An 18923-nucleotide genomic window follows, 5' to 3' on the forward strand; every position below is an offset into this window, starting at 1 on the left:
ACCGGGAGGTCGACTAGGCCACCCGCCGCTGATCACGCCCTGCCGGAGTCGAGACCCAGCAGCCAGCGGCCCATGGAGGCGAAGCCCTGATCGCCGGAGAACGCCGCCTCCGAAAATCCGTCGCGTCCCACGGCCGCGCGCAACTCGGTCGGCGACACGCCGAATGCGCGCTGGAAGGCGCGGCTGAACACCGAGGCGTTCCCGAACCCACATTGCAGCGCGATGGCGCCGACGCGGTGATGCGCGCCGGCGGGGTCGGTGATCAGTCGACGCGCCCGCTCCAGCCGACGTTGAAGGATATAGCGCCCCACCCCACCCATCGGCTCGAAGGCCCGAAACAGCGTCGCGCGCGAGACGCCGAACCGGCGATACAGCGACCCCGGCCCCAGGTCGAGATCGCCGAGATGGTTCTCGATATGCCGCCGGAAGGTCAGGAGCGTCGCGGCGGAATTGGACCGGGCGATGACGTCGCGCCCGTCGTCCGATGCGCCCGCGAAGGCCGCGATCAGCGCGGCGGTGCCTTTCGCGGCGACCGCGCCGTCGGCGGCGTTAAGGGCCGGCGCCTCCGCGAACAGCTTCTCCAGATGGCTGACCAGCATCGCGTTGAGCGGGCGCGACTTGCGCAGGATCCGGCCATGGAGCGTATCGAGATCGTCGACATAGGGCTGGAGCGTCGCGCGGGGCAGGATCAGGGTCAGGCTGGCATAGTCGGGCGCCCGCAACGTGACCGGGCGCGACAGATCAAGAAAGCAGACGTCGCCAGCCTGGACCTCGGTCGAACGTCCCTCGATGTCGAGCGCACATCCGCCCTCGGTGTAAATCAGGAGGGAGATGTGATCGAGCGCGCCTCGCGCGATCGTCAGCGGGTCACGCCGAAAGAGCGCGGCTGACGAACGACCGGAAACGATGGCGACATCCGAGAACTGATAGCCGGTCGCTTCGATCGCGAAGGACGACCGCGATGTCGCATCGAGCGCGTCCATCGCGAACATGGGCCCCAGCCCATCGCGCCAGAGTTCGAATTCGCGTGCGTTTCCCCGGGTGACGGACAGGTCCACGCGAAATTGCGAAGGCATCCGGCCGCGCATTCCCTCCGCTGATCGCAACCCACTCTCCATCACAGATGACGCCTCCCCGCCTGCCGCGCGGAGAGCGGATTTGCAAGGCGTCTCAATCTGCTGATCGACGGTCTCAATCTCGGGTTGCCGCCTTTTCCGGCCCCCCGGGCCCCCATAGAAGCGCGCAGCATTCGAGGGGTGGCGAGATGAAGTTCAAGCGGTTCCTGTCCGGCGTCGGCGCGATCATGGCGTTTTCAGCGATCCTGGCCGGCCCGGCCAACGCCGTCGTCAGCTATGACACGCTCACCGGCCTCCCCTTCGACGGGGGCTATCGGACCGTGGGCACCTCACGGAGCATTTTCGGCGACACCAGCCACTCTGTCGGCGTGCAGTTCACGGCGGCCGCGACCGGCTACATCGACAGCCTGACGCTGGCGCTGTACGGCGCGCCTTCCGGTCTGGTCACCATCTACAGCGACAATGGAAGCAACAGGCTTGGGACCGCTCTCCAGAGCTTGGCGCTGAGTGAAAGCATGACGCCGAATTCCTATGCGACCGGCGTCTATGCGAACGGCGTGACGCTGCAGCAGGGCGCGAAATATTGGGTTCTTGCCGTGGCTCCGACGAACGCGCCGCTGCAAAGGTGGAATACCGTCAACTATGTGGACGCCGGCCCGCACTTCAACTTCATCGGCACGTCCGATTGCTGCGCGCAGGAAGTCACCTCCGGCATCTATGTCGCCTCCAACGCCATCAATGGCTTTGCCTTGAAGGTCACGATCGCGAGCGCCGCGACGGCCGTGCCCGAGCCCGCGACATGGACCCTGCTCATTGCGGGCTTCGGAATGATCGGCGCGGCGGCGCGGCGCAAAACCAGAGCTTTCGCGAGCGCCTGAGGCGCTCGCACCCTGGGCCGGAACGTGCTGCTCCACGACGGCTCGTTCGAGGACTGGTCGCGCCGCGTCGGGGCGGTAGAGACGGCGAAGTCGGTCTAAGCCACCCGGCGGGCCGTCCGCGCATGCGCGTGGGCTATGGCCACGGCCAGGGCGTCGGCGGAATCGCTGGCGGTCTTGCCGGCGGTGGGGAGCAGGCGGGCGATCATCCAGCCGACCTGGGCCTTGTCGGCGCCGCCCGTGCCGACGACGGCCTTCTTGACCACGGTGGCGGCGTATTCGGCCACCAGCAGGCCGGCGCGCGCGGGGACGATCATCGCCATGGCGCGGGCATGGCCCAGCTTCAGCGCCGACTGGGCGTTGCTGTTCATGAAGGTCTCCTCGACCGCCGCCTCGTCGGGGGCGTGGGCCGCGATGACGGCCTCGATCCCGGTGAACAGGCAGAGCAGGCGCTCGGCGAAGGGCAGGCTGTCCTTGGGCGCGATGACCCCGTGGGCCACATGGCTGAGCCGCGCGCCCTCGCACACGATCACGCCCCACCCGGTGCGGCGCAGGCCGGGGTCGAGGCCCAGGATCCGGACCGGCGGGAGGCGAATCGGAGCGTTCATCGTCTGTTCCAGCGAAGATGCCCGAACGACGAAGGGGTGGGAATGGTGAAGAGAGGGTGAAGAGGGGCTCAGGCGCGGCCGAGGATCTTGGCCTTCATTTCCTGGAACTCCGCGTCGCTGACGGCGCCCGAGTCCAGCAGCTCCTTGGCCTTGCGGATCTCCTCGACCATGCGGTCCGCGCCGGCGCCGCCGGTCCCGTCGCCGCCGCCGATCATGACCCCGCCGGACGCGGCGCGGGTCTCCTCCAGGCCGCGGACCCGGCGCTTCTCCTCCCAGGCCTGCTCCTCGTACTGCGCCTTGGCGTACATGCCCGAGGCCGCCTCGCTGGGGACGCCGTCGACCACGATGCCGGGATGGCCCGCGAGCAGGCTGTCGAAGGCCAGGTTCGAGCCGCAAAGGGTGTCGAGGATGTTCTGCTCCAGGCGGACGTCCTTCAGGTCCTTCCACTGCATGTCGGCCATCTTGAAGCCGCCCAGCAGGCCGCGCCGCACGACGAGGATGCGGCTGGAGGTGATGGCGATGGCGGTGCGACGGCTGAAGAGCGCGAAAACGCGATGCTGGAGCGCGCGGGTGATGACGGTCTCGCCGGTCATCAGGGTCTTGTCGAGGGTGGCGTTGGCCTTGTCGGCGCGCTCGTCGGCGCCCAGGAAGACCAGGGCGGCCCAGACGGCCAGGGCGATGGTCCCGACACCGAGGCTCAGCACCACGATCAGCAGCCAGATGCCGATGGCCTGCAGCAGGCTGATGACGCCCTTCATCCGACCCTCCGGCGACGTCCCGTCGCTCAGGCGACGCTATCGGGCGCGGCGGCCGCCCTCAAGCGGGATCGATCCGCGCTCAGAGATCGCCGATGGCGCGGCGGCGGCGCAGAATCTGGCCGGCGGCGCCGAAGCCCACGATCATCATCGCCCAGGTCATCGGCTCGGGGACCGCGGCGGCGAGATGGTAGAGGCTGGCCAGGCTCTGCGCGGCCGGGGTCGCGGCCTCCGCGGCCGGACTGTCCTCGCTGGGCGTGGTGAGCGGCTGTTCGTAGACCTCGGCGGCGCCCGCGGCGGACGCAGAGGCCAGGGTGGCGGCGGCCACGGCGGCGACAAGGAGACGGTTCACGACAAGACTTCCCCGTATGGCCCGCACGACGACCGCGTCTCGCGGATCGTGTTCAGGCATGGGGTAACTCATGGACCCCTGTTACGACAAACGCTTGCCCCTCAGAGGGGAAATCGCTTGTGGGCCGCGGTCACCGCCAGAAGTGGAAGGCCGCCCAGCCGGCCTGCATGGCGTCGGTGGGGACGCCCAGGGCGGCGGCCAGGAACACCGCGACCCCGAACAGCAGGCCGCTGAACCCCGGGACCAGGAACAGGGCCGCCAGCAGGAGCAGCATCGCCAGGCCCTCGAAGCGGGCGATGACGGGCGCCCAGGCCTTCGGCAGGAACGGGCGGATGGCGTTGAAGCCGTCCAGGCCGGGCAACGGCAGCAGGTTGAGGATCAGCGCCGTCGCCTGGAGGAAGGCCAGCATCGCCAGGGCCGCGAACAGCGGATCGGGCAAGGCGGCCTGGCGCCAGAGGTTGAGCACGAAGGCCAGGGCGAGCAGGACGGCGAGGGTCGCCGCCGGTCCCGCGAGCGAGGCGGCCGCCCGCCAGGCCGGGCTGCGCATCAGGTCGTTGCGCAGATAGACCGCCCCGCCCGGAAAGCCGATGCCGCCCAGGGCCAGGGCGATCAGCGGGATCACCAGGCTGGTCCCCAGGTCGCCGTACCGCCGCGGGTCCAGCGACAGGTAGCCCTTCTCCCGCACCGTATGGTCTCCAGCCAGGTAGGCCACGCCGGCGTGGGCGAACTCGTGCGCCATCACCGCCAGCACCCAGCCGGTGAGCACGAAGGCGAAGGTGAGCGGCGTCCTGGCGGGCGCCGTCAGGGCGAGGGCGGCGCCGAACGCCACGCAGGCGGCCAGGAGGCCGAGGCCGACGAGGTTGTTGGGCGGGGCCTGGGGCTTGGCCGGGATGGCGGTCATGGGGGAGAGATAGGCGGCGTCGGGGCAAACACCTACTGGCGGGTGTGTCCGCTTGACTCCGGCCGCCCCGCCCCATTCGATTGCCGGATATCGGTGCGGGGGCATCAACGTGAGCGAAGTAGCCGAGGCGCCGCCGTCAGCGGCGCCGAACACGCGCGAGCATCTGCAAGCTTTGCTGTCGCAGATCATCGACCATCCGGAACTGCGGGTTCAGATCTCCGACGAGATCGAACAGACCTTTACCCAGCGCCGCGCCGTGCTGGTGCTGGACATGAGCGGGTTCTCGCGCACCACCCAGGTGCATGGCGTGGTCTCGTTCCTGATGATGATCCACCAGATGCGGCTGCTGGCGGTGCCCACCATCGAGGCCAGGGGCGGGGTGCTGGTGAAGGCCGAGGCGGACAACCTCTACTGCCTGTTCGACACGGTCGACGAGGCGGTCGGCGCCGCCCGCGAGATCATCCGCCAGCTCTCGACCGTGAACCCGCTGCTGCCGGCGGGCCGCAAGCTCTACGCCTCCATCGGCATCGGCTTCGGCGACATCCTGGTGCTGGGCGAGGAGGACCTGTTCGGCGACGAGGTGAACCTGGCCTCCAAGCTGGGCGAGGACGTGGCCCAGGGCGGCATGATCCTGCTGACCGAATCCGCGCGCGCCGAGCTGGCCGCGCCCGTGAACACCGTCGAGGAGCGGGCCAGCATCTCGGGGCTGACCCTGGTCTATCACGTGGTCGGCTAGGCCTTGTGGATCGGGTCGATCCAGGCGACCCCCTCGGGGGTCTCGGCCGGTTCGATCTCCAGGTTCACGACGACCGCGTCGCTGTCGGAGCGCACCAGGACGCAGGACAGGGTCTCGTCGGTCGAGGCGTTGATTTCCTGGTGCGGCACGAACGGCGGCACATAGATGAAGTCGCCGGGGCCGGCCTCGGCGACGAACTCCAGCTTCTCGCCCCAGCGCATCCGCGCCCGGCCGGAGACCACATAGATCACGCTCTCGAGCGGGCCATGATGATGGGCGCCGGTCTTGGCGTTGGCGTGGATGTGGACGGTGCCCGCCCAGAGCTTCTGGGCTCCCATGCGGGCCCGGTCGATGGCGACGGCGCGGTCCATGCCGGGCGTCGTGGCCGCCGCGGGATCGAGCTGGTCGCCATGGACGACGCGGACGCCGGAATGCTTCCAGCCGTCTTCGGGAACGGGAACGTCTTCACTCATGGGCGGAAAGGCTAGCCTTTCCGCGCGGCCTCCACCAGCGCCCGGATGGCCCAGAGGCGGACGCGGCGGGCCTCGGTGTCGGGGATGCGCAGCACGTCCTTGAAGGCCACCACCGCCTCGATGCCGAGCAGCGGGACCAGGGCCTTGGAGAGGGTGTCGAACGCCTCCGGAGCGAACTGGGCGCGGGCCGGCTCCAGCGCCTCCGCGATCAGCGGCGAGCGGCGGTTCTGGCGGACCGGAGCCTCGGGGTCGCCCGCGCGCTGCACCGACTGAGCCAGCATCACCCGCAGGCCGGCCTCGTTGGCGGCCATCATCCGCGACAGCGCCGCATCCAGCCGCTCAAGCCGGGCGACGGGGTCGCCCGCTTCCTCGCCGGCGAAGATCGCCTCGGCCGTCGGCACGGCGACGTCCAGGGCGGCTTCGAGCAGCAGCGCGTCGAGGCCGGGGAAGTAGCGGTAGGCGGTGGCGCGGGAGACCAGCGCCGCCTCGGCGATCTCCTCGAAGCTGGGCGTCCGGCCTTCGCGCATCAGCCGCGCGGCGGCCTCCAGCAGGTCCTTGCGGGTGCGGAGCTTCTGGTTGGGCCGGGGCCCGCTCATTGCGGCAGCTGCTGGACGATCGCCGCCAGGTCGAGCCAGACGTTCTCCCGCTTCATCCGCCCGTCCGGGGCATACTCCACCACGTGCAGCAGGCGGAATTCCAGGGGCCGGCCGCGGCCCTCCAGGCCAAACGGGCGACCGGGCGCCCTGCCCCGCCACACGCTCTCGTCGACCAGGAAGTCCTCGCCGTAGAGCCGGCGGACCGTCTCGATCCTCCCGTCGGCCAGGTCGGCGAACAGGCTCTCGTAGAAGCCCCGCGCGCCCTCGGGCCCGACCGTCGGGCCGGTCGGGAAGCCCACGATGTCGTGCTCGCAGTCGGGGGTCAGGGTGGCGAGGACGCCCGCCACGTCGTCGGCCTGCTCGAAGCCGAAGTGCTCGTCGATCTTGGCGTCCATCTGGGCGCGGGTAAGGGGCATGGCGGCGTCTCCGTCGGTACGGCGACGCTTATACGTGAGATAATGGTCTCATGTAAAGACGACGGTCTCACAAATTCCCTGGTACTCGCCTCACGGGGGAGTTCGGCGCCCATGCTTAAAGAACTATGTATTCTCAACGTGAACGCAGACACGGGGTACGTATAAAAATGAAACGCATTGCGATCGCCGCCCTCGCGGCCGGCGCCATGGTGGCTGGCTCGGCCAGCGCGGCGACCAACCTTGTCATGAACGGCAGCTTTGAGACGGGCACCCTCGATTGGGTTTATTCGGGCGTCGGTGACGACGTTCCGGGCCACAAGGCGACGATCATCGACTACAACTCGGGCGCGGGCTATCCGACCGGCGCTTTCGGCGAGCCGATCCCCTTCGATGACTCGGCCTCGCCCAGCCCGGACGCCGTCGGCTCCCACGCCGCCTATTTCGTGGCTGACCATTCCACTGAAACCCTGTCGCAGACGGTGTCCCTCGACGTCGGTCTCTACACGATCGGCTTCTCGGTCTATGTGCCGTTCAACGGCTTCAACAATAGCGGCAACGCGACCTTCACCGGCACCGTCGCTGGCGTGAACCTGGCGAACTTCACGGTCGACGGCACCACGCCCGGCGTGTGGAAGCATTACGCCGGCGTCGCCAACATCACGGTGGCTGGCGACTATCTGACCTCCTTCACCTACGACTCCGGCTTGGCCCCAGCCGGCGACTTCGTGGTCGACCGCGCGTACATCGTGGCTGGCAATGTGGTGCCGGAGCCCTCGACGTGGGCCCTGATGATCACCGGTTTCGGTGGCGCGGGCGCCATGCTCCGTCGCCGGCGTCAGGCCGCCGTCGCGGCGTAAGCCGACAAGCATTCGTTTCTAGAGTACGCGGGAGGCCCTGGTGATCTTCACCGGGGCCTTCAGCATTTCGCCCTTCATGGCGCCTTCGCCCCGATTGGGGTCGACGGGCATGGCGATGATCTTCTGGACCACGTCCAGTCCTTCGACGACCTGACCGAAGGCGGCGAACCCGGGCGTCTTCTTCGGATCCTTGGGGTCGGCGTCGAGATAGCTCATGTCGCCCAGGGTGATCGACCAGTCCGACTGCGCGGTGCCCGGCGCATGGCGACCCATCGAGATCGTCCCGTTCGTCTTGTGGGTCAGACCGGTCTTGATCGTGGACTCGTGGGCGATGGGTGGCAGCACCTTCTTGGGGTCGTTCTGCAGGCCGCCCTGGATCAGGCCGTAGTCGTTTCCCGTGTAGCCCGGCGGGCGCGAGGCCCGGTAGAAGGTCGCGCCGTTGAACAGGCCGCGGTCCACGTACTTGAGGTAATTGGCCACCGTGATCGGCGCCTTGTCGGGGAACAGTTCGACGACGATGACGCCTTGCGCGGTCTCCAGCTTCACCTTTGGATTGGGCTTGGCTGGCGGCGTGGGCGGGGGCACAGGCGCCGGATCGGGCGCGGGAGCCAGCGTGGCGGCGGGCTGGGCGTGGGCGGCGCTGGTGAGCGCGGCCAGCGATAGCGTGATGAGCGTGCGGCGGAGCATGCCGCAGACTAGACCTGCGGCAGGCGGCTCCGCCAGTCCGGGTCGCGGTCGTTCGTGATGCCGACCACTTGCAGGAAACTGACCGCGGGCACGGCCTTTCCGGTTACCGACTGGCGAGCCTCCACATAGAGCGGGACGACGACCCACGACGGCGGGAAGCCCTTGAGGTCGGGATCGGTGACCAGGCTCGGGGGCAGGGCGCGCTCGAACGCCGGCGTGCAGCGGAAGTGCAGCGGAGCGATGGACCCGCAGTCCAGCAGCACCCGGTCATCGTCCAGGTCCGCCGGCAGGGCGCCGGTCAGCCCGCGGGCCCGCAGGACGCCGGCGGCGACGAACCGGCCGGTCCGGCTCCAGCGGTCGTCGTCCGGCGTCGGCTCGCCGCACATAGGGCACAGCATGGCGCGCACGCTGTCGCGCTGGCGGCGCAGGTGATTGCGGGCGTTCAGCGGCTTGCCCTGGCCCGGCTTCCACGCCTGCAGGGCGGCGACCTGGCCGTCCACGGTGGGGCAAGGTCCGACCCCTGCCGGCGCTTCCTCGGACCAGCTCACGACCCAGGGGATGTCGACGCCGATCTTCGGCGGCGCAGGAACTACCGGTTGGCGCATTTGAAGAACGTATCCGTGTGGCCGTTGGAGAGAAGCCGCCCGCCCTGCAGCACCAGCGCCTGGCCGCGGTAGGCGCAGAGCCGGCGTACCTTGCCCTCGGTCTCCACGGTCGTGGTGACGCGCGAGACGACCCGGGCCGAGCGTCCGTCGGCGGCGACCTGGACCCGCGTGACCTGGCCGGCCTCGCGCGGCCAGACCTTGGCGAAGGCCTTGCGCGCCTGGACGCGGGCTTCCGGCAGGCGGCTGGTCCCGTAGAGCACGGGCGGCTGGTCGCCGGCGTAGGCCTGGTCGGTGAAGCGGGCGTCGGGTGTGAAGGCCGCGAAATAGCGGTCCAGCTCGCCCTTGTTCCAGGCGGCTTCCTGCCCGGCCACGAAGGCGCGGACCTGGGCCTCCGCGATCGCGGGCTGGGCGGCCGCCGGCGCCGCGACGAAGGTCAGCAGGAGGGCGGCCAGCAGGAGGGCGGCCGGAAGGAAGGCGAACCTGCGCATGCCGCTCCTCAACTCGCGAGCCAGCGCATCCGATAGCCGTTCATGGCCGTGTCGCCCAGCCGTTCCAGCAGCCGCCAGTTCACGAAGGCGCCGATCGGAGCCCCGACGATCGGGATCATCTGGGCCAGTTTCGCCAGGTCGATGTAGTCGCGGTACTCGCGCTGGAAGGTCCGCCAGTCGAAGTGCTCGAAGTCCGCCGGATGCTGGCGGCCGTCCCAGCCCTCCAGTCCGTGGAACACCGCGGCCCGATGCTCCGCGCCCGAGAAGGCAAGCTGGAACAGGGCCAGGATGTAGAGCCGCTCGTCGAAGCGGTCGGCCTCGTGGCCGTAGAGGGCCGAAAGGTCGAACAGCAGCTTGACCTTGATGACCAGCAGGGCCGGGAAGTCGGCGAGCGCCAGCCAGAAGCCGCCCGCGCCGGCGACGCCGCCCTCGACGGCGGCGGTCTTGCGGTAGGCGTCGATGGCCTCCCGCGCCCGGCGGTCGCGCTCGGCCAGGGAGACGCCGATCAGCGGCGGGGCGGTCGTCAGGTCGGCGCCGGTGAGGATGGTGCGGGTCATGCGCTCGATCACCGTGGTCACGGCGGCGTGGACCTGTTCCGGGATGATGCGGTTGATCCGCCCCTGCACGCCGCGAGCGGCGCGGTCGAGTGCGTTGGGCGGCTTCAGCACCTGGGCGCGCCAGTGCGCGACCTCGACGCGGGCCCAGCCCTCGTAGGCGGCGTCGCCGGCTCCGAAGGGTGGGGTGGCTCGAGCTATCGGAACATCACCAGCTGCAGGATCCACGCGGCGAGCGCGGTCAGCACCGTGCCCGTGAGCAGGCCGCGCACGAAGGCGCCGTTGCGCTCCCACCAGACCCGCCGCACGCGCATCCGCTGGGCCCGATCGACCTTCCGTCTCTGCATGTCGTTCCGTTCCCCCCGCTGGCGGCCGTTCTAGCGCACCAAGCCGGGACCGGTCGAATCCCGAACCTCGGTCGGCGACGCGGTTTGCGTCGCGCAGCCGGGCTTTTGGGTTGATCCTCTGGTCAGCGCCTATAGGTTCGCGCGGGTCGGGGGGTCGTTCCGGAGCATATATTGTCCGACGACCCAGAACTTGCTGCGTTCGCGCGCGAGCACATGAGATCCGTCTGGGCGGTCGAGCTGTTGCTGCTGCTCCGGCGTGACGCCGAGCGCTGTTGGGCGCCGGACGAGCTGGTGCGGGAGCTTCGCGCCAGCAACAATCTCGTGCGCGACAACCTGGCGGCCTTCCAGAAGAGCGGACTGGCGGTCGAGGACGACGCGGGTTGCTGGCGATATGCCCCGGCCATCCCGCTGCTCGACGATCTGGCGATTCGGCTGGAGGCCGCCTACCGTGAGCGGCCGGTGGCGATCATCAACCTCATCGCGGCGCCCCCGGACCCGATCCAGGGGTTGGCCGACGCATTCAAATGGCGAGGGGACAAGTAATGACCGCCCTGGGCCCCTCCCTGGTCTACGCCCTGTGCCTGGCCGCCAGCGCCGTCTGCGCGTTCCTGCTGCTTCACGCCTGGCGGCAGACGCGCTCGCGGTTGTTGTTCTGGGCGGCGTTGGGCTTCGTCTTCCTGGCCGTGAACAACCTGTTCCTGGTGGGCGACCTGGTGCTGTTCCCCCAGGTGGATCTATGGGGCTGGCGACAGGCCGCCTCGGGACTATCCGTGGCGGTGCTGCTCTACGGCTTCGTCTGGGAGGCCGAGCGTTGACCCAGCCCGATCCGATCATCGCGGCCTTCACGTCCGGCGCCCTGACGATGGGCTTCCTGGCGGTGGGCCTGTTCTTCCTGAAGTTCTGGCGGCGGACCGGCGACCGCCTGTTCGCCACTTTCGCGGTGGCCTTCGCGCTGCTGGCCGTCAATCAGGCCGCGCCCGTGCTCACCAGCATCCCGGACGAGCATCAGGGCTACATCTATCTGCTTCGGCTGGCCGCGTTCCTGCTGATCATCCTGGCGGTGCTGCGCAAGAACTTCGGGCGGCGGTGAATCTTCCTCTCCCCCGAGGTTGGGCCTCGGGAGAGAGGAGGGTCGACGCTATTTCGCCTCGGCCATGCCCTTCATGGTGGCCATGACGCCGGCGAACATGGTCTGGCGACGGGTCTTGTTGGCCTCGCGCTGTTCGGCGGGGACGCTCGTCTGGTCGAAGAACAGGCTGTAGACCAGCTTCGAGCTCTTCTTGTCGATCGGGCGGATCTCCACCGTGCCATGGTAGAGGATCTTCGGGTCCACGTCGGCGTAGGTGTAGGACAGCGGGGTGACCGCCACGATCACCTCCTCGATCCGGTTCGCGATCTTGCGCACGGCGCCCAGCTCGCCGTCCTTGCCCGAGGTGATCTCGCAGGTGGTCTTCAGCCACGCGCCGATGTCGCAATAGCCCTTCATCTTGGCCCACGCCGTCTCGGCCGGCAGGTTGATGGTGGTCTCCTGGACGATCGAGACGTAGTCGCCGGCGGCCCGGGCGGAGCCAGCGAGGCTGAGCGCGGCGACACAGGCGGCGAGGCCGGCGAACGGACGGATGGTCATTTCTTTGGTTTCCCCCAATGGACTGGCGCCACTGTGGACGGCGCATACCGGTTTTCGCAAGCGCTCAGGGATTCCTCGGCTCGATCTCGAAGCCCAGAACGCGGTCGTCGGCGCACAGGCGCTCGGCCAGCTCGCGCGTCTGGCGGCCGCTGGGGCCATGGAGCGCGGCGCCAAGCTCGATGGCCTCCCCCCGGTGGGTCAGCTTGTGGCCGACCGCGCGCGGCTTGAGGCTGAGATCCGTCATGAGCTTGAGGAACGCATCCTCCGGGAACGGGCCTGGACGGCGATAGCGGACACAGACATCGATAATGTCGCTCTGCGGCAGGTGGCGGTCGACCCAGCGATAGGCGATCAGCACGATCAGGGTCGCCGCCGTGCCGCCGATGGCCAGGCCATAGGCGCCGACGCCATAGAGGGTGCCCAGCGCCGAGGTCACCCACAGCGACGCCGCGGTCGTCAGGCCGTGAACCGACAGCCCGGAGCGGAAGATCACCCCTCCGCAGAGGAAGCCGATGCCGGTCAGGATGCCGTGCGCCATCCGGACGGGATCGATGCGGATCACGTCCTGCGGCGTGTCGGCGGTGAGCCAGGAAAGCTGGTGGATCGCCAGCAGCATGAGTAGCGCCGAGGCCAGGGCCACCAGGGTGTGGGTGCGCAGGCCCGCCGCGTGGCCGCCGAATTCGCGCTCGATGCCGATCAGCCCGCCGGCGACCAGGGCGCCGACGATCGGCAGGACATAGGCGAAGAAGATCGGCTCCATGGGGAGCCCAAGCGGCAAGCGCCGCCGTAGGTTCCCGTCAGAGGAAGGCCGGGACCACGTAGATCGCCGCCAGGACCACGATCACCACCAGCAGGATCAGCCCCGCGCGGGGATTGGAGCCCAGGAACGACGCGTTGGGCGCCTTGGGCTTTGGCGGCGGCTTCTTCGCAGCCTTCTCCCGCTGCTGCTTGTAGCGGCGCAGGTCCGTGACGCGTGGATCCTTGGGTGGGGGCCTGGCCATCAGCCCGCCAGTTTCTCCAGGTCCTCGGCCGAGATGTCGGCGTTGGAGTAGACGTTCTGGACGTCGTCGTCGTCTTCCAGCGTCTCGATGAGCTTCATCAGCGTGCCGACCGCGTCGCCGGTGAGCGGGGTCAGGGCCTTGGGGCGCCAGGCGAGCTTGGTGGACTGGGCCGGGCCCAGGGCGGCTTCCAGGGCGGCGGCCACGTCGGAGAGCTGTTCGAAGGCGGTGTAGATGGTGTGGCCGTCCTCGTCGGACTCGACGTCGTCGGCCCCGGCCTCGATGGCGGCCTCCATGACCTTGTCCTCGGAGCCGGCCTTGGCGTCGTAGGTGATCTGGCCAACCCGGTCCCACATGAAGGACACCGAGCCGGTCTCGCCCAGGTTTCCGCCGCACTTGGTGAAGGTGGAGCGGACGGTCGAGGCCGAGCGGTTGCGGTTGTCGGTCAGCACCTCGACGATCACGCCGACGCCGCCGGGGCCGAAGCCCTCGTAGCGGATCTCGTCATACGACTCGGCGTCGCCGCCGGAGGCCTTCTTGATCGCCCGGTCGATGACGTCCTTGGGCAGGGATTCGCTCTTGGCGTTGTTCACCGCCAGGCGGAGACGCGCATTCATCGCGGGGTCGGGGAGGCCCATCTTGGCCGCCACGGTGATCTCGCGGGAGAGCTTGGAGAACAGCTTGGAGCGCACGCTGTCGGCGCGCCCCTTGCGGTGCATGATGTTCTTGAACTTTGAGTGTCCGGCCATGGTTCCGAGCGGCGATGCGTTTCGTGCGAGGCGGTGCTTCTAACCCGGACGACGGCCTGCGAGGAACCCCCGGCGGAGCCAAGGGTTAGCCCTGGTCGTCAGCCGGAGCTTTTCCATGACCCTGCCCACCGACGAATTCACCCCAGAGACGCCCAGCGGCGATCTAGTCCACTGGATGGAGCCTGGACGCGCGCAACTGGGGGTCGCAGGCGTCTCGACCGCCGCCGTGGCGGTCTTCGCCCTCGGAGTGGTCGCAGCCTTCGGCGCGCTGGCGGCCTTCCGCTGGCTGGCGCCGCGCCGCGACGGCCTGCCGCCGTGGAAGTGGCGCCGAGGCGCCCTGCACTAGGCGCTAGGCGGCGAGGGCGCGGCGGCGGCGGATCACGGTCCCGGCCGCGCCGAAGCCCAGGATCATCATCGCCCAGGTGGCCGGCTCGGGAACGCCCGGGAAGGTGTAGCCGCCGAAATTGGCCATGTGGACCTCGCCGCCCTGGTTGAAGTCGGCGAACACCGCGGTGCCGGTGATGGGGGAATTGCTGAAGGTGGCCGAGGCGTTCGGCGCCAGGACCGAGCCCTTGAACTGGCCGTTGAAGCCGATCGTCGTGGCCTCGTAGAAGTTCCAGATCACATTGGCGCCCAGGGTGCTGGCGTCGTCGCCGCCGTTCCAGTTCGTGCCCGAGGGCAGGACCGGCGCGGAGCCCTTCACGTTGACGATGACGAAGTCGTACGTGCCGATGTCGAACGTGATGTTGCGGCCGTTCAGGATGTCGGTGCTGTCCAGGAAGTAGACGGCCGGACCGGTCCCGGACGGCGCGCCGAGCTCGAAGTGGATCTCGTTCGAGCCGACCAGCGTGTAATCGACCGTCTTGGCGAGCAGCGAGAGCTCCTGGGAGAGATTGTTCAGCGTGGCGTAGTAGCTGGCCTCGGTCGCGGCCAGCGAGGCGGCCAGCCCCGGCACGTTCTGGTTCACCGTGCTGCCGTTCAGGTTAACCTGGTTCAGCGTGCCGCCGACGTTCACCGTCTGGACGCCGTTCAGGTTGAACTGGTTGTCGACCGAGCCGCCGATCAGCGCGCCGGCGCCGTTGTTCAGGTTCTTGGTGTCGCCCTTGACGTCGCCGACCACCGTCAGGCCCGGCTGGGAGGGGCCGGGGTTCGCGCCGAACGAGCCGGGGTTGTTGTAGAAGGTCGCTGAAGAGCCGGTGACGTTCCCGCCGATGAACGCGCGGCCCTCCACGTCGTGGCCGGCCTTGAAGTCGCCGAACGTGATCAGGTTGTACTGGGTCATCAGCTCGAGACCCGCGTTGATCTCGGTCACCCCGGCCTGGGCGCCGGTCGCGCCGAACGCAATGGCCGAGGCGGCGAGCGACGCCGCGAGCAGACGATAGGTCATGTGTAGTTCCTCGACGCCCCCGAGCGCTAATGGCCCGTTAGCCAAAGTTAAGCTTTGCAGCAAGGCCACTCGCCGCCCGGGGGAGAAACCCGACGTTGCGACTCAATCGCAGGTCATGATCGTCGGCCCGCGGCGCCTCAGTGGGCGAACGCCGTGCGCCGACGGCGGAGCACCGCGCCGATCGCGCCGAAGCCCACGATCATCATCGCCCAGGTGGACGGCTCGGGAACAGGGGTGACGATCGCGGCCAGGCCCTTGGGCGCCTCGACCGTCAAGCCGCCGCCGTAGGTCCCCATCTTGATCACGCCCTTCTGGTCCAAGGTGTCGAACACCGCCGTGCCCTGGATGAAGTTGCCGATCTTCGCGTCGGCGTTGGGCGCGAGGACCGAGCCGTAGAAGACCTTGCTGCCGAAATCGAGGGTTTCGGCCTGGTAGAAGTTCCAGATCACCTTGGTCCCCAGGCCTTCGGCGGCCTGGAAGTTGATCGTGTTGCCCAGCGAGATGTTCGCGCCCGCCACGTTGACGATCACGGTGTCGTAGGTCGCCGGATCGGCGAACTCCAGGCGGCTGCGGTTCTTGAACAGCTGGTCCAGGTTGGAGAGGTTGAACACCGCCACGCCCGTGCCCGCGCCGGCGTTGAAGATCGCCGCCTGGCCGTCGGCCGAATAGGTCATGGCGCTGGTGGCGGTGAGGCCGGCCAGGTAGGCCGACAGGTCGCCGAAGCTGTCCACATAGCCGTCGCGCTGCGCCTGCAGCGTCGTCTGCAGGCCGGCGACGGTGTGGTCGCCCAGGGTGACCTTGCCGTTGACGTAGCCGCTCTTGCCGCCGCCGATGTAGACGTTCTGGCCGTTCACGTTCTTGGCGTCGCCGTCGATGTAGACCTGGGCGCCGCCGTTGATGTTCTTGCCGTTGCCGTCCACCTCGATCCTGCCGCTGGCGTTGACGCCGCTGTCGAGGTTGCCGCCGACCTTCACGCCGCCACCGTTGCCGACGTTCTTCGGGCCGTCGGTCACGTCGCCCACCACGGTCAGGGCCGTGCCGGTCTGGCCCTTGGGGTTGGTGAAGTAGTTGCTGGATCCGCCGCTGAGGTCGCCGCCGACGAAGGCGCGGCCTTCCACCGTCTGGTTGGACTTCAGGTCGCCCAGGGTGATCAGGTTGTAGGTCTGCATCGCCGCGAGGGCGGCGTTGATCGACGCCGCGTCCTGCGACGGGGTCAGGACTTGCGCCGCGGCGGCGGGGGTCGCGACGACCAGAACCAGGCTGGCGGCGATCACGGAGAGGGGGCGATAGAGCTTCATCTCCAGCCCTTACGCACGCCGACGGTTAAGGGAGGCGGAATCCGGGGAATGGACCGGATGCCGCACCTACCCAAAACGGGGCGCTGGAGCGCCGCGGCCCGCAGCCGCTATTCGACGGGCTCGCAGTCGAACCGGTCGATCTGGCCGCCCTGCAGGCGGAAGACCGCATCCTGCGGCACGTCCTGTCGAAGCGTGTTCGGACGGTCCAGGCCGGCATAGGCGCCGCGCAACACCCGGCCCCAGACGCCGTGGCTGACCGCGATCACCCGCCGCTCCGGCTCCGGCGGCAGTTCGCCGAGCCAGCCGGCGGCGCGGGCGTGGACGTCCTCGAACCTCTCGCCGCCCGGCGCACGGAAGAACCATTCGCTGCGGTCCACATTGTCCGGCTGCCGCGTGGCGACGTCGGCCCAGAGCTGGCCCTCCCACTCGCCGCAGCAGATCTCGGCCAGGCGCGCGTCGGTCTCGATCGTGAGGCCGGTGGCCCGCGCGATGGCGTCGGCCGTGCGCTGGGCGCGGCCGATGGGGCTGGCGACCAGGCGCCAGCCCTCCGAGCCTTCGCGGCGGACCAGATCGTCGACCAGCCCGGCCATCGCCTGCGCCTGCCTCACGCCCAGGGGCGTGAGGTCGGATTCGGTGTGGCCCTGGATGCGGCGCTCGCGGTTCCAGAAGGTCTCGCCGTGACGGACGAGGATGATCATTTCTTGCGGCGCACCACAGGGTGCGAGGTCGACAGGCCGCCGTCCACCGCCAGGGTCTGGCCGTTGACGTACGAGGCGTCATCGGAGGCCAGGAACAGGGCCGCGTTGGCGATCTCGATCGGCTCGCCGTAGCGGGTGGTTGGGTTGAGCTGCCCGATCTTGTCCTCGTTGCCGCGGGCCCGGGCGCCGTCGAAGATCGGCTTGGTCATGCCGGTCTCGATCAGGCCGGGGGCGACGGCGTTGACGCGGATCCCCGTGCCGTAGAACTCGTTGCAGGCGGTCTGGACCAGGCTGATCACGCCGGCCTTCGAGGCCGAATAGGCGGGCCCGCCGGCGCCCGAGCGGATGCCCGCCACCGAGGCGGTGCAGATGATTGAGCCCTTGCCGTTGGGGATCATCGCCTCCGAGGCGTACTTCACGCCCAGGAACGCGCCGATCAGGTTCACCCGCAGGATCTCGGCCCAGTAGTCGGCGGTCTGTTCGTGCAGCGGCGCGAAGCCGCCGGAGATGCCGGCGTTGGCCCAGAAGATGTCCAGGCCGCCGAACTCGGACTTGGCGGTCTCCACCAGCGATCGCACGAAGGCGTCGTCGCCGGCGTCGCCCTTCAGCGCCACGGCCTTGCCGCCGGCCGCCCTGATGGCCTCGGCCGTCTCGTCGACCGCGTCGGCGCGGTCGGCGATGACCATGTTCGCGCCCTCGGCGGCGAACAGCTTGGCGGCGGCGCGGCCTATGCCGCTGGCCGCGCCGGTGATAACGGCCGTGCGGCCGGAAAGACGTCCCATGGTGTGCCTCGTTCTTGTCTAGACGTTCGTCTTGGTTCGGGCGGCGGCCGCGCAGATTGCGTCGGCGAAGATCTCGTAGAGAGCCGGCGGTAGGTCGTGGCCCATGCCGGGGATGACCCGCAGTTCGGCGCCGGGGATCGCGGCGGCCGTCAGCTCGCCGCCGATCGGCTGGATCAGCGGGTCGTCGGCCCCGTGCAGGACCACGGTCGGCACGTTCAGCCTGCGCAGCTCTTCGGTGCGATCGCCATCTGCGCCGATCGCCTGCCGCTGGCGGCCGACGCCGGCGGGATTGAAGGCCCGGCGGTGCTCGGCGACCGTCCGTTCGCGGAGCTCGATGTCGGTCCAGCGATAGGCGGGGCTGCCGATGGTGCGGGCGTTCCTCATGCCGTGGGCGATGAAGGCCTCGTAGTCGGCCTCGGGGCTTGGCGGGGGATTGCTGATCACCGCCATCGCCTCGGGCGTCGCGACGACGTCGGCCGACGGCGCGGACATGATCGACGTCATGGAAAGAACGCGCCCGGGATGGTCGATGGCCATCCGCTGGACGATCATACCGCCCATGGAGACGCCGGCGATGTGCGCGCGGGCGACGCCTGCCGCGTCCAGGACGGCGACCGCATCGTTCGCCATGTCGGCCAGGACATAGCGCTCGGTGGGCCAGGTGGAGAGGCCGGTGTCGCGGTTGTCGAAGCGGATGGCGCGATAGCCGCGGGCGACCAGCGTCTCGCAGAACGCCGCGGGCCAGCGGGTCATCTGCGAGCCCAGGCCGTTGACCAGCAGGATGGTCTCCGGCCGATCGTCCCCGAAGGTCTCGAACGCCAGTTCGACGGCGCCGTTACGGGCTTTCGGCATCGAATATCCCTCCTCTGACGTACCCTGTCGGTTGCATGCGATCGCCTGCGACGATCCTGACGCGTGAATCGGCTGGTCTTCCCATGACTTGTGGGCCAATCATTGCCCAAGAGTCGCCTTGGGGGAGGGGCCGAGCGAAGCCATGCGAGTGATCGTTCCCCTCTTGCTGTCCCTGGCGATGTGGGCGTTCATCCTGCTCGGGCTCG

Annotated in this window: 28 protein-coding genes and 1 pseudogene; 7 read left to right on the forward strand and 22 right to left on the reverse strand. The window is 69.1% G+C overall.

Translation table 11 applies throughout. From position 1 onward, the window contains the following. Positions 1-32: 32 nt before the first annotated feature. Entirely contained in the window at positions 33-1088 is a 1056-nt protein-coding gene (locus EPO51_RS27315; protein ID WP_293357346.1) for an AraC family transcriptional regulator, read from the reverse strand. A 176-nt stretch (positions 1089-1264) separates the two neighbouring features. Between EPO51_RS27315 and EPO51_RS27320 the strand changes: the two genes are divergently transcribed. Next, positions 1265-1954: a PEPxxWA-CTERM sorting domain-containing protein gene (locus tag EPO51_RS27320; protein WP_293357348.1), complete on the forward strand. Its 690-nt coding sequence runs from the start codon at positions 1265-1267 to the stop codon at positions 1952-1954. A gap of 95 nt (positions 1955-2049) precedes the next feature. Here EPO51_RS27320 and ruvC read toward each other — a convergent pair whose 3' ends face one another. The 4 genes and pseudogenes from ruvC to EPO51_RS27340 all read right to left on the reverse strand — a co-directional run bounded on the left by ruvC (position 2050) and on the right by EPO51_RS27340 (position 4567). Further along, positions 2050-2559: a crossover junction endodeoxyribonuclease RuvC gene (ruvC, locus tag EPO51_RS27325; protein WP_293357350.1), complete on the reverse strand. Its 510-nt coding sequence runs from the start codon at positions 2557-2559 to the stop codon at positions 2050-2052. Between the two features lie 68 nt (positions 2560-2627). After that, a complete protein-coding gene (locus EPO51_RS27330; RefSeq protein WP_293357352.1) occupies positions 2628-3317 on the reverse strand; it encodes an SHOCT domain-containing protein in 690 nt (229 codons plus the stop codon). 79 nt (positions 3318-3396) lie between these two features. Then, positions 3397-3492, reverse strand: a pseudogene (locus EPO51_RS28200) (PEPxxWA-CTERM sorting domain-containing protein); the annotation flags it as partial. A gap of 304 nt (positions 3493-3796) precedes the next feature. Beyond that, positions 3797-4567: a site-2 protease family protein gene (locus tag EPO51_RS27340; RefSeq protein WP_293357356.1), complete on the reverse strand. Its 771-nt coding sequence runs from the start codon at positions 4565-4567 to the stop codon at positions 3797-3799. Positions 4568-4676: 109 nt separating this feature from the next. Between EPO51_RS27340 and EPO51_RS27345 the strand changes: the two genes are divergently transcribed. Then, positions 4677-5303 (forward strand): adenylate/guanylate cyclase domain-containing protein, encoded by a 627-nt coding sequence (locus EPO51_RS27345; RefSeq protein WP_293357357.1) that lies wholly within the window; start codon positions 4677-4679, stop codon positions 5301-5303. Here EPO51_RS27345 and EPO51_RS27350 read toward each other — a convergent pair. From EPO51_RS27350 to EPO51_RS27360, 3 genes are read right to left on the reverse strand one after another with little or no spacing between them, the layout of a single operon-like run. Beyond that, the gene (locus EPO51_RS27350; protein ID WP_293357358.1) at positions 5300-5776 is read right to left on the reverse strand and encodes a cupin domain-containing protein; all 477 of its coding nucleotides are present in this window, start codon (positions 5774-5776) and stop codon (positions 5300-5302) included. The two genes, EPO51_RS27345 and EPO51_RS27350, sit on opposite strands and share 4 nt — an antisense overlap. 11 nt (positions 5777-5787) lie before the next feature. Next, positions 5788-6372 (reverse strand): TetR/AcrR family transcriptional regulator, encoded by a 585-nt coding sequence (locus tag EPO51_RS27355; protein WP_293357359.1) that lies wholly within the window; start codon positions 6370-6372, stop codon positions 5788-5790. Next, a complete protein-coding gene (locus EPO51_RS27360; RefSeq protein WP_293357360.1) occupies positions 6369-6788 on the reverse strand; it encodes an ester cyclase in 420 nt (139 codons plus the stop codon). Before EPO51_RS27360 ends, EPO51_RS27355 begins: the two co-directional genes overlap by 4 nt. A 167-nt stretch (positions 6789-6955) precedes the next feature. On the opposite strand from EPO51_RS27360, the gene EPO51_RS27365 reads away from it, so the two are divergent. Beyond that, positions 6956-7645 carry a PEPxxWA-CTERM sorting domain-containing protein gene (locus tag EPO51_RS27365; RefSeq protein ID WP_293357361.1) on the forward strand — a complete coding sequence of 230 codons (690 nt, stop codon included), beginning with the start codon at positions 6956-6958 and terminating at the stop codon, positions 7643-7645. 18 nt (positions 7646-7663) lie between these two features. Here the strand turns inward: EPO51_RS27365 and EPO51_RS27370 are convergent, their stop codons facing one another. Genes EPO51_RS27370 through EPO51_RS27390 form a run of 5 tightly spaced genes read right to left on the reverse strand, consistent with a single transcriptional unit; the run spans position 7664 to position 10326 of the window. Continuing rightward, complete coding sequence (locus tag EPO51_RS27370; protein WP_293357362.1) at positions 7664-8332, reverse strand: peptidylprolyl isomerase; 669 nt, start codon at positions 8330-8332, stop codon at positions 7664-7666. Positions 8333-8340: 8 nt separating this feature from the next. Beyond that, the gene (locus tag EPO51_RS27375) at positions 8341-8937 is read right to left on the reverse strand and encodes a hypothetical protein (RefSeq protein ID WP_293357363.1); all 597 of its coding nucleotides are present in this window, start codon (positions 8935-8937) and stop codon (positions 8341-8343) included. Continuing rightward, positions 8922-9425 carry a Cif family virulence factor gene (locus EPO51_RS27380; RefSeq protein WP_293357364.1) on the reverse strand — a complete coding sequence of 168 codons (504 nt, stop codon included), beginning with the start codon at positions 9423-9425 and terminating at the stop codon, positions 8922-8924. The genes EPO51_RS27375 and EPO51_RS27380 overlap by 16 nt, the downstream gene beginning before the upstream one ends. Before the next feature lie 8 nt (positions 9426-9433). Continuing rightward, entirely contained in the window at positions 9434-10207 is a 774-nt protein-coding gene (locus tag EPO51_RS27385) for an EcsC family protein (protein WP_293357365.1), read from the reverse strand. Continuing rightward, on the reverse strand, positions 10177-10326 hold the full coding sequence (locus EPO51_RS27390; protein WP_293357366.1) for a hypothetical protein: 150 nt from the start codon (positions 10324-10326) through the stop codon (positions 10177-10179). Before EPO51_RS27390 ends, EPO51_RS27385 begins: the two co-directional genes overlap by 31 nt. Before the next feature lie 171 nt (positions 10327-10497). On the opposite strand from EPO51_RS27390, the gene EPO51_RS27395 reads away from it, so the two are divergent. The 3 genes from EPO51_RS27395 to EPO51_RS27405 are packed head-to-tail and all read left to right on the forward strand — an operon-like array spanning position 10498 to position 11416. After that, positions 10498-10869, forward strand: coding sequence for a hypothetical protein (locus EPO51_RS27395; protein WP_293357367.1), 372 nt, complete (start codon positions 10498-10500; stop codon positions 10867-10869). After that, positions 10869-11141: a DUF5985 family protein gene (locus EPO51_RS27400; RefSeq protein ID WP_293357368.1), complete on the forward strand. Its 273-nt coding sequence runs from the start codon at positions 10869-10871 to the stop codon at positions 11139-11141. Before EPO51_RS27395 ends, EPO51_RS27400 begins: the two co-directional genes overlap by 1 nt. Beyond that, positions 11138-11416, forward strand: a complete 279-nt coding sequence (locus EPO51_RS27405) for a DUF5985 family protein (protein WP_293357369.1) — start codon at positions 11138-11140, stop codon at positions 11414-11416. The genes EPO51_RS27400 and EPO51_RS27405 overlap by 4 nt, the downstream gene beginning before the upstream one ends. Before the next feature lie 48 nt (positions 11417-11464). Here EPO51_RS27405 and EPO51_RS27410 read toward each other — a convergent pair whose 3' ends face one another. From EPO51_RS27410 to EPO51_RS27425, 4 genes are all read right to left on the reverse strand, one after another. Continuing rightward, positions 11465-11953 carry an SRPBCC family protein gene (locus tag EPO51_RS27410; RefSeq protein ID WP_293357370.1) on the reverse strand — a complete coding sequence of 163 codons (489 nt, stop codon included), beginning with the start codon at positions 11951-11953 and terminating at the stop codon, positions 11465-11467. 64 nt (positions 11954-12017) lie between these two features. After that, a complete protein-coding gene (locus EPO51_RS27415; protein WP_293357371.1) occupies positions 12018-12713 on the reverse strand; it encodes an MgtC/SapB family protein in 696 nt (231 codons plus the stop codon). Positions 12714-12750: 37 nt separating this feature from the next. Beyond that, positions 12751-12954, reverse strand: coding sequence for a hypothetical protein (locus tag EPO51_RS27420; protein WP_293357372.1), 204 nt, complete (start codon positions 12952-12954; stop codon positions 12751-12753). Beyond that, positions 12954-13700, reverse strand: coding sequence for a YebC/PmpR family DNA-binding transcriptional regulator (locus tag EPO51_RS27425; protein WP_293357373.1), 747 nt, complete (start codon positions 13698-13700; stop codon positions 12954-12956). Before EPO51_RS27425 ends, EPO51_RS27420 begins: the two co-directional genes overlap by 1 nt. A gap of 115 nt (positions 13701-13815) precedes the next feature. On the opposite strand from EPO51_RS27425, the gene EPO51_RS27430 reads away from it, so the two are divergent. After that, a complete protein-coding gene (locus EPO51_RS27430; RefSeq protein WP_293357374.1) occupies positions 13816-14046 on the forward strand; it encodes a hypothetical protein in 231 nt (76 codons plus the stop codon). Positions 14047-14049: 3 nt separating this feature from the next. On the opposite strand, the gene EPO51_RS27435 is transcribed toward EPO51_RS27430, so the two are convergent. The 5 genes from EPO51_RS27435 to EPO51_RS27455 form a co-directional block, all read right to left on the reverse strand. Beyond that, complete coding sequence (locus tag EPO51_RS27435; protein WP_293357375.1) at positions 14050-15087, reverse strand: collagen-binding domain-containing protein; 1038 nt, start codon at positions 15085-15087, stop codon at positions 14050-14052. 137 nt (positions 15088-15224) lie between these two features. Beyond that, entirely contained in the window at positions 15225-16385 is a 1161-nt protein-coding gene (locus EPO51_RS27440) for a collagen-binding domain-containing protein (protein WP_293357376.1), read from the reverse strand. 107 nt (positions 16386-16492) lie between these two features. After that, complete coding sequence (locus EPO51_RS27445; protein ID WP_293357377.1) at positions 16493-17083, reverse strand: histidine phosphatase family protein; 591 nt, start codon at positions 17081-17083, stop codon at positions 16493-16495. Beyond that, positions 17080-17865: an SDR family NAD(P)-dependent oxidoreductase gene (locus EPO51_RS27450; RefSeq protein WP_293357378.1), complete on the reverse strand. Its 786-nt coding sequence runs from the start codon at positions 17863-17865 to the stop codon at positions 17080-17082. The genes EPO51_RS27445 and EPO51_RS27450 overlap by 4 nt, the downstream gene beginning before the upstream one ends. Positions 17866-17883: 18 nt before the next feature. Continuing rightward, positions 17884-18717, reverse strand: coding sequence for an alpha/beta fold hydrolase (locus tag EPO51_RS27455; protein ID WP_293357379.1), 834 nt, complete (start codon positions 18715-18717; stop codon positions 17884-17886). Between the last annotated feature and the right edge of the window lie 206 nt (positions 18718-18923).

The organism is Phenylobacterium sp., from assembly GCF_004297125.1.
Taxonomy (GTDB): domain Bacteria; phylum Pseudomonadota; class Alphaproteobacteria; order Caulobacterales; family Caulobacteraceae; genus Phenylobacterium.

Excerpts from the sequence above, each read along its gene's own strand:
- EPO51_RS27330 (WP_293357352.1), bottom strand. The coding sequence starts at position 3,317 with ATGAAGGGCGTCATCAGCCTGCTGCAGGCCATCGGCATCTGGCTGCTG.
- EPO51_RS27315 (WP_293357346.1), bottom strand. The coding sequence starts at position 1,088 with ATGCGCGGCCGGATGCCTTCGCAATTTCGCGTGGACCTGTCCGTCACC.
- EPO51_RS27415 (WP_293357371.1), bottom strand. The coding sequence starts at position 12,713 with ATGGAGCCGATCTTCTTCGCCTATGTCCTGCCGATCGTCGGCGCCCTG.
- EPO51_RS27400 (WP_293357368.1), top strand. The coding sequence starts at position 10,869 with ATGACCGCCCTGGGCCCCTCCCTGGTCTACGCCCTGTGCCTGGCCGCC.
- EPO51_RS27420 (WP_293357372.1), bottom strand. The coding sequence starts at position 12,954 with ATGGCCAGGCCCCCACCCAAGGATCCACGCGTCACGGACCTGCGCCGC.
- EPO51_RS27355 (WP_293357359.1), bottom strand. The coding sequence starts at position 6,372 with ATGAGCGGGCCCCGGCCCAACCAGAAGCTCCGCACCCGCAAGGACCTG.
- EPO51_RS27430 (WP_293357374.1), top strand. The coding sequence starts at position 13,816 with ATGACCCTGCCCACCGACGAATTCACCCCAGAGACGCCCAGCGGCGAT.
- EPO51_RS27450 (WP_293357378.1), bottom strand. The coding sequence starts at position 17,865 with ATGGGACGTCTTTCCGGCCGCACGGCCGTTATCACCGGCGCGGCCAGC.
- EPO51_RS27435 (WP_293357375.1), bottom strand. The coding sequence starts at position 15,087 with ATGACCTATCGTCTGCTCGCGGCGTCGCTCGCCGCCTCGGCCATTGCG.
- EPO51_RS27425 (WP_293357373.1), bottom strand. The coding sequence starts at position 13,700 with ATGGCCGGACACTCAAAGTTCAAGAACATCATGCACCGCAAGGGGCGC.
- EPO51_RS27340 (WP_293357356.1), bottom strand. The coding sequence starts at position 4,567 with ATGACCGCCATCCCGGCCAAGCCCCAGGCCCCGCCCAACAACCTCGTC.
- EPO51_RS27440 (WP_293357376.1), bottom strand. The coding sequence starts at position 16,385 with ATGAAGCTCTATCGCCCCCTCTCCGTGATCGCCGCCAGCCTGGTTCTG.
- EPO51_RS27320 (WP_293357348.1), top strand. The coding sequence starts at position 1,265 with ATGAAGTTCAAGCGGTTCCTGTCCGGCGTCGGCGCGATCATGGCGTTT.
- EPO51_RS27375 (WP_293357363.1), bottom strand. The coding sequence starts at position 8,937 with ATGCGCCAACCGGTAGTTCCTGCGCCGCCGAAGATCGGCGTCGACATC.
- EPO51_RS27370 (WP_293357362.1), bottom strand. The coding sequence starts at position 8,332 with ATGCTCCGCCGCACGCTCATCACGCTATCGCTGGCCGCGCTCACCAGC.
- EPO51_RS27365 (WP_293357361.1), top strand. The coding sequence starts at position 6,956 with ATGAAACGCATTGCGATCGCCGCCCTCGCGGCCGGCGCCATGGTGGCT.
- EPO51_RS27455 (WP_293357379.1), bottom strand. The coding sequence starts at position 18,717 with ATGCCGAAAGCCCGTAACGGCGCCGTCGAACTGGCGTTCGAGACCTTC.
- EPO51_RS27360 (WP_293357360.1), bottom strand. The coding sequence starts at position 6,788 with ATGCCCCTTACCCGCGCCCAGATGGACGCCAAGATCGACGAGCACTTC.
- EPO51_RS27350 (WP_293357358.1), bottom strand. The coding sequence starts at position 5,776 with ATGAGTGAAGACGTTCCCGTTCCCGAAGACGGCTGGAAGCATTCCGGC.
- ruvC (WP_293357350.1), bottom strand. The coding sequence starts at position 2,559 with ATGAACGCTCCGATTCGCCTCCCGCCGGTCCGGATCCTGGGCCTCGAC.
- EPO51_RS27410 (WP_293357370.1), bottom strand. The coding sequence starts at position 11,953 with ATGACCATCCGTCCGTTCGCCGGCCTCGCCGCCTGTGTCGCCGCGCTC.
- EPO51_RS27445 (WP_293357377.1), bottom strand. The coding sequence starts at position 17,083 with ATGATCATCCTCGTCCGTCACGGCGAGACCTTCTGGAACCGCGAGCGC.
- EPO51_RS27380 (WP_293357364.1), bottom strand. The coding sequence starts at position 9,425 with ATGCGCAGGTTCGCCTTCCTTCCGGCCGCCCTCCTGCTGGCCGCCCTC.
- EPO51_RS27390 (WP_293357366.1), bottom strand. The coding sequence starts at position 10,326 with ATGCAGAGACGGAAGGTCGATCGGGCCCAGCGGATGCGCGTGCGGCGG.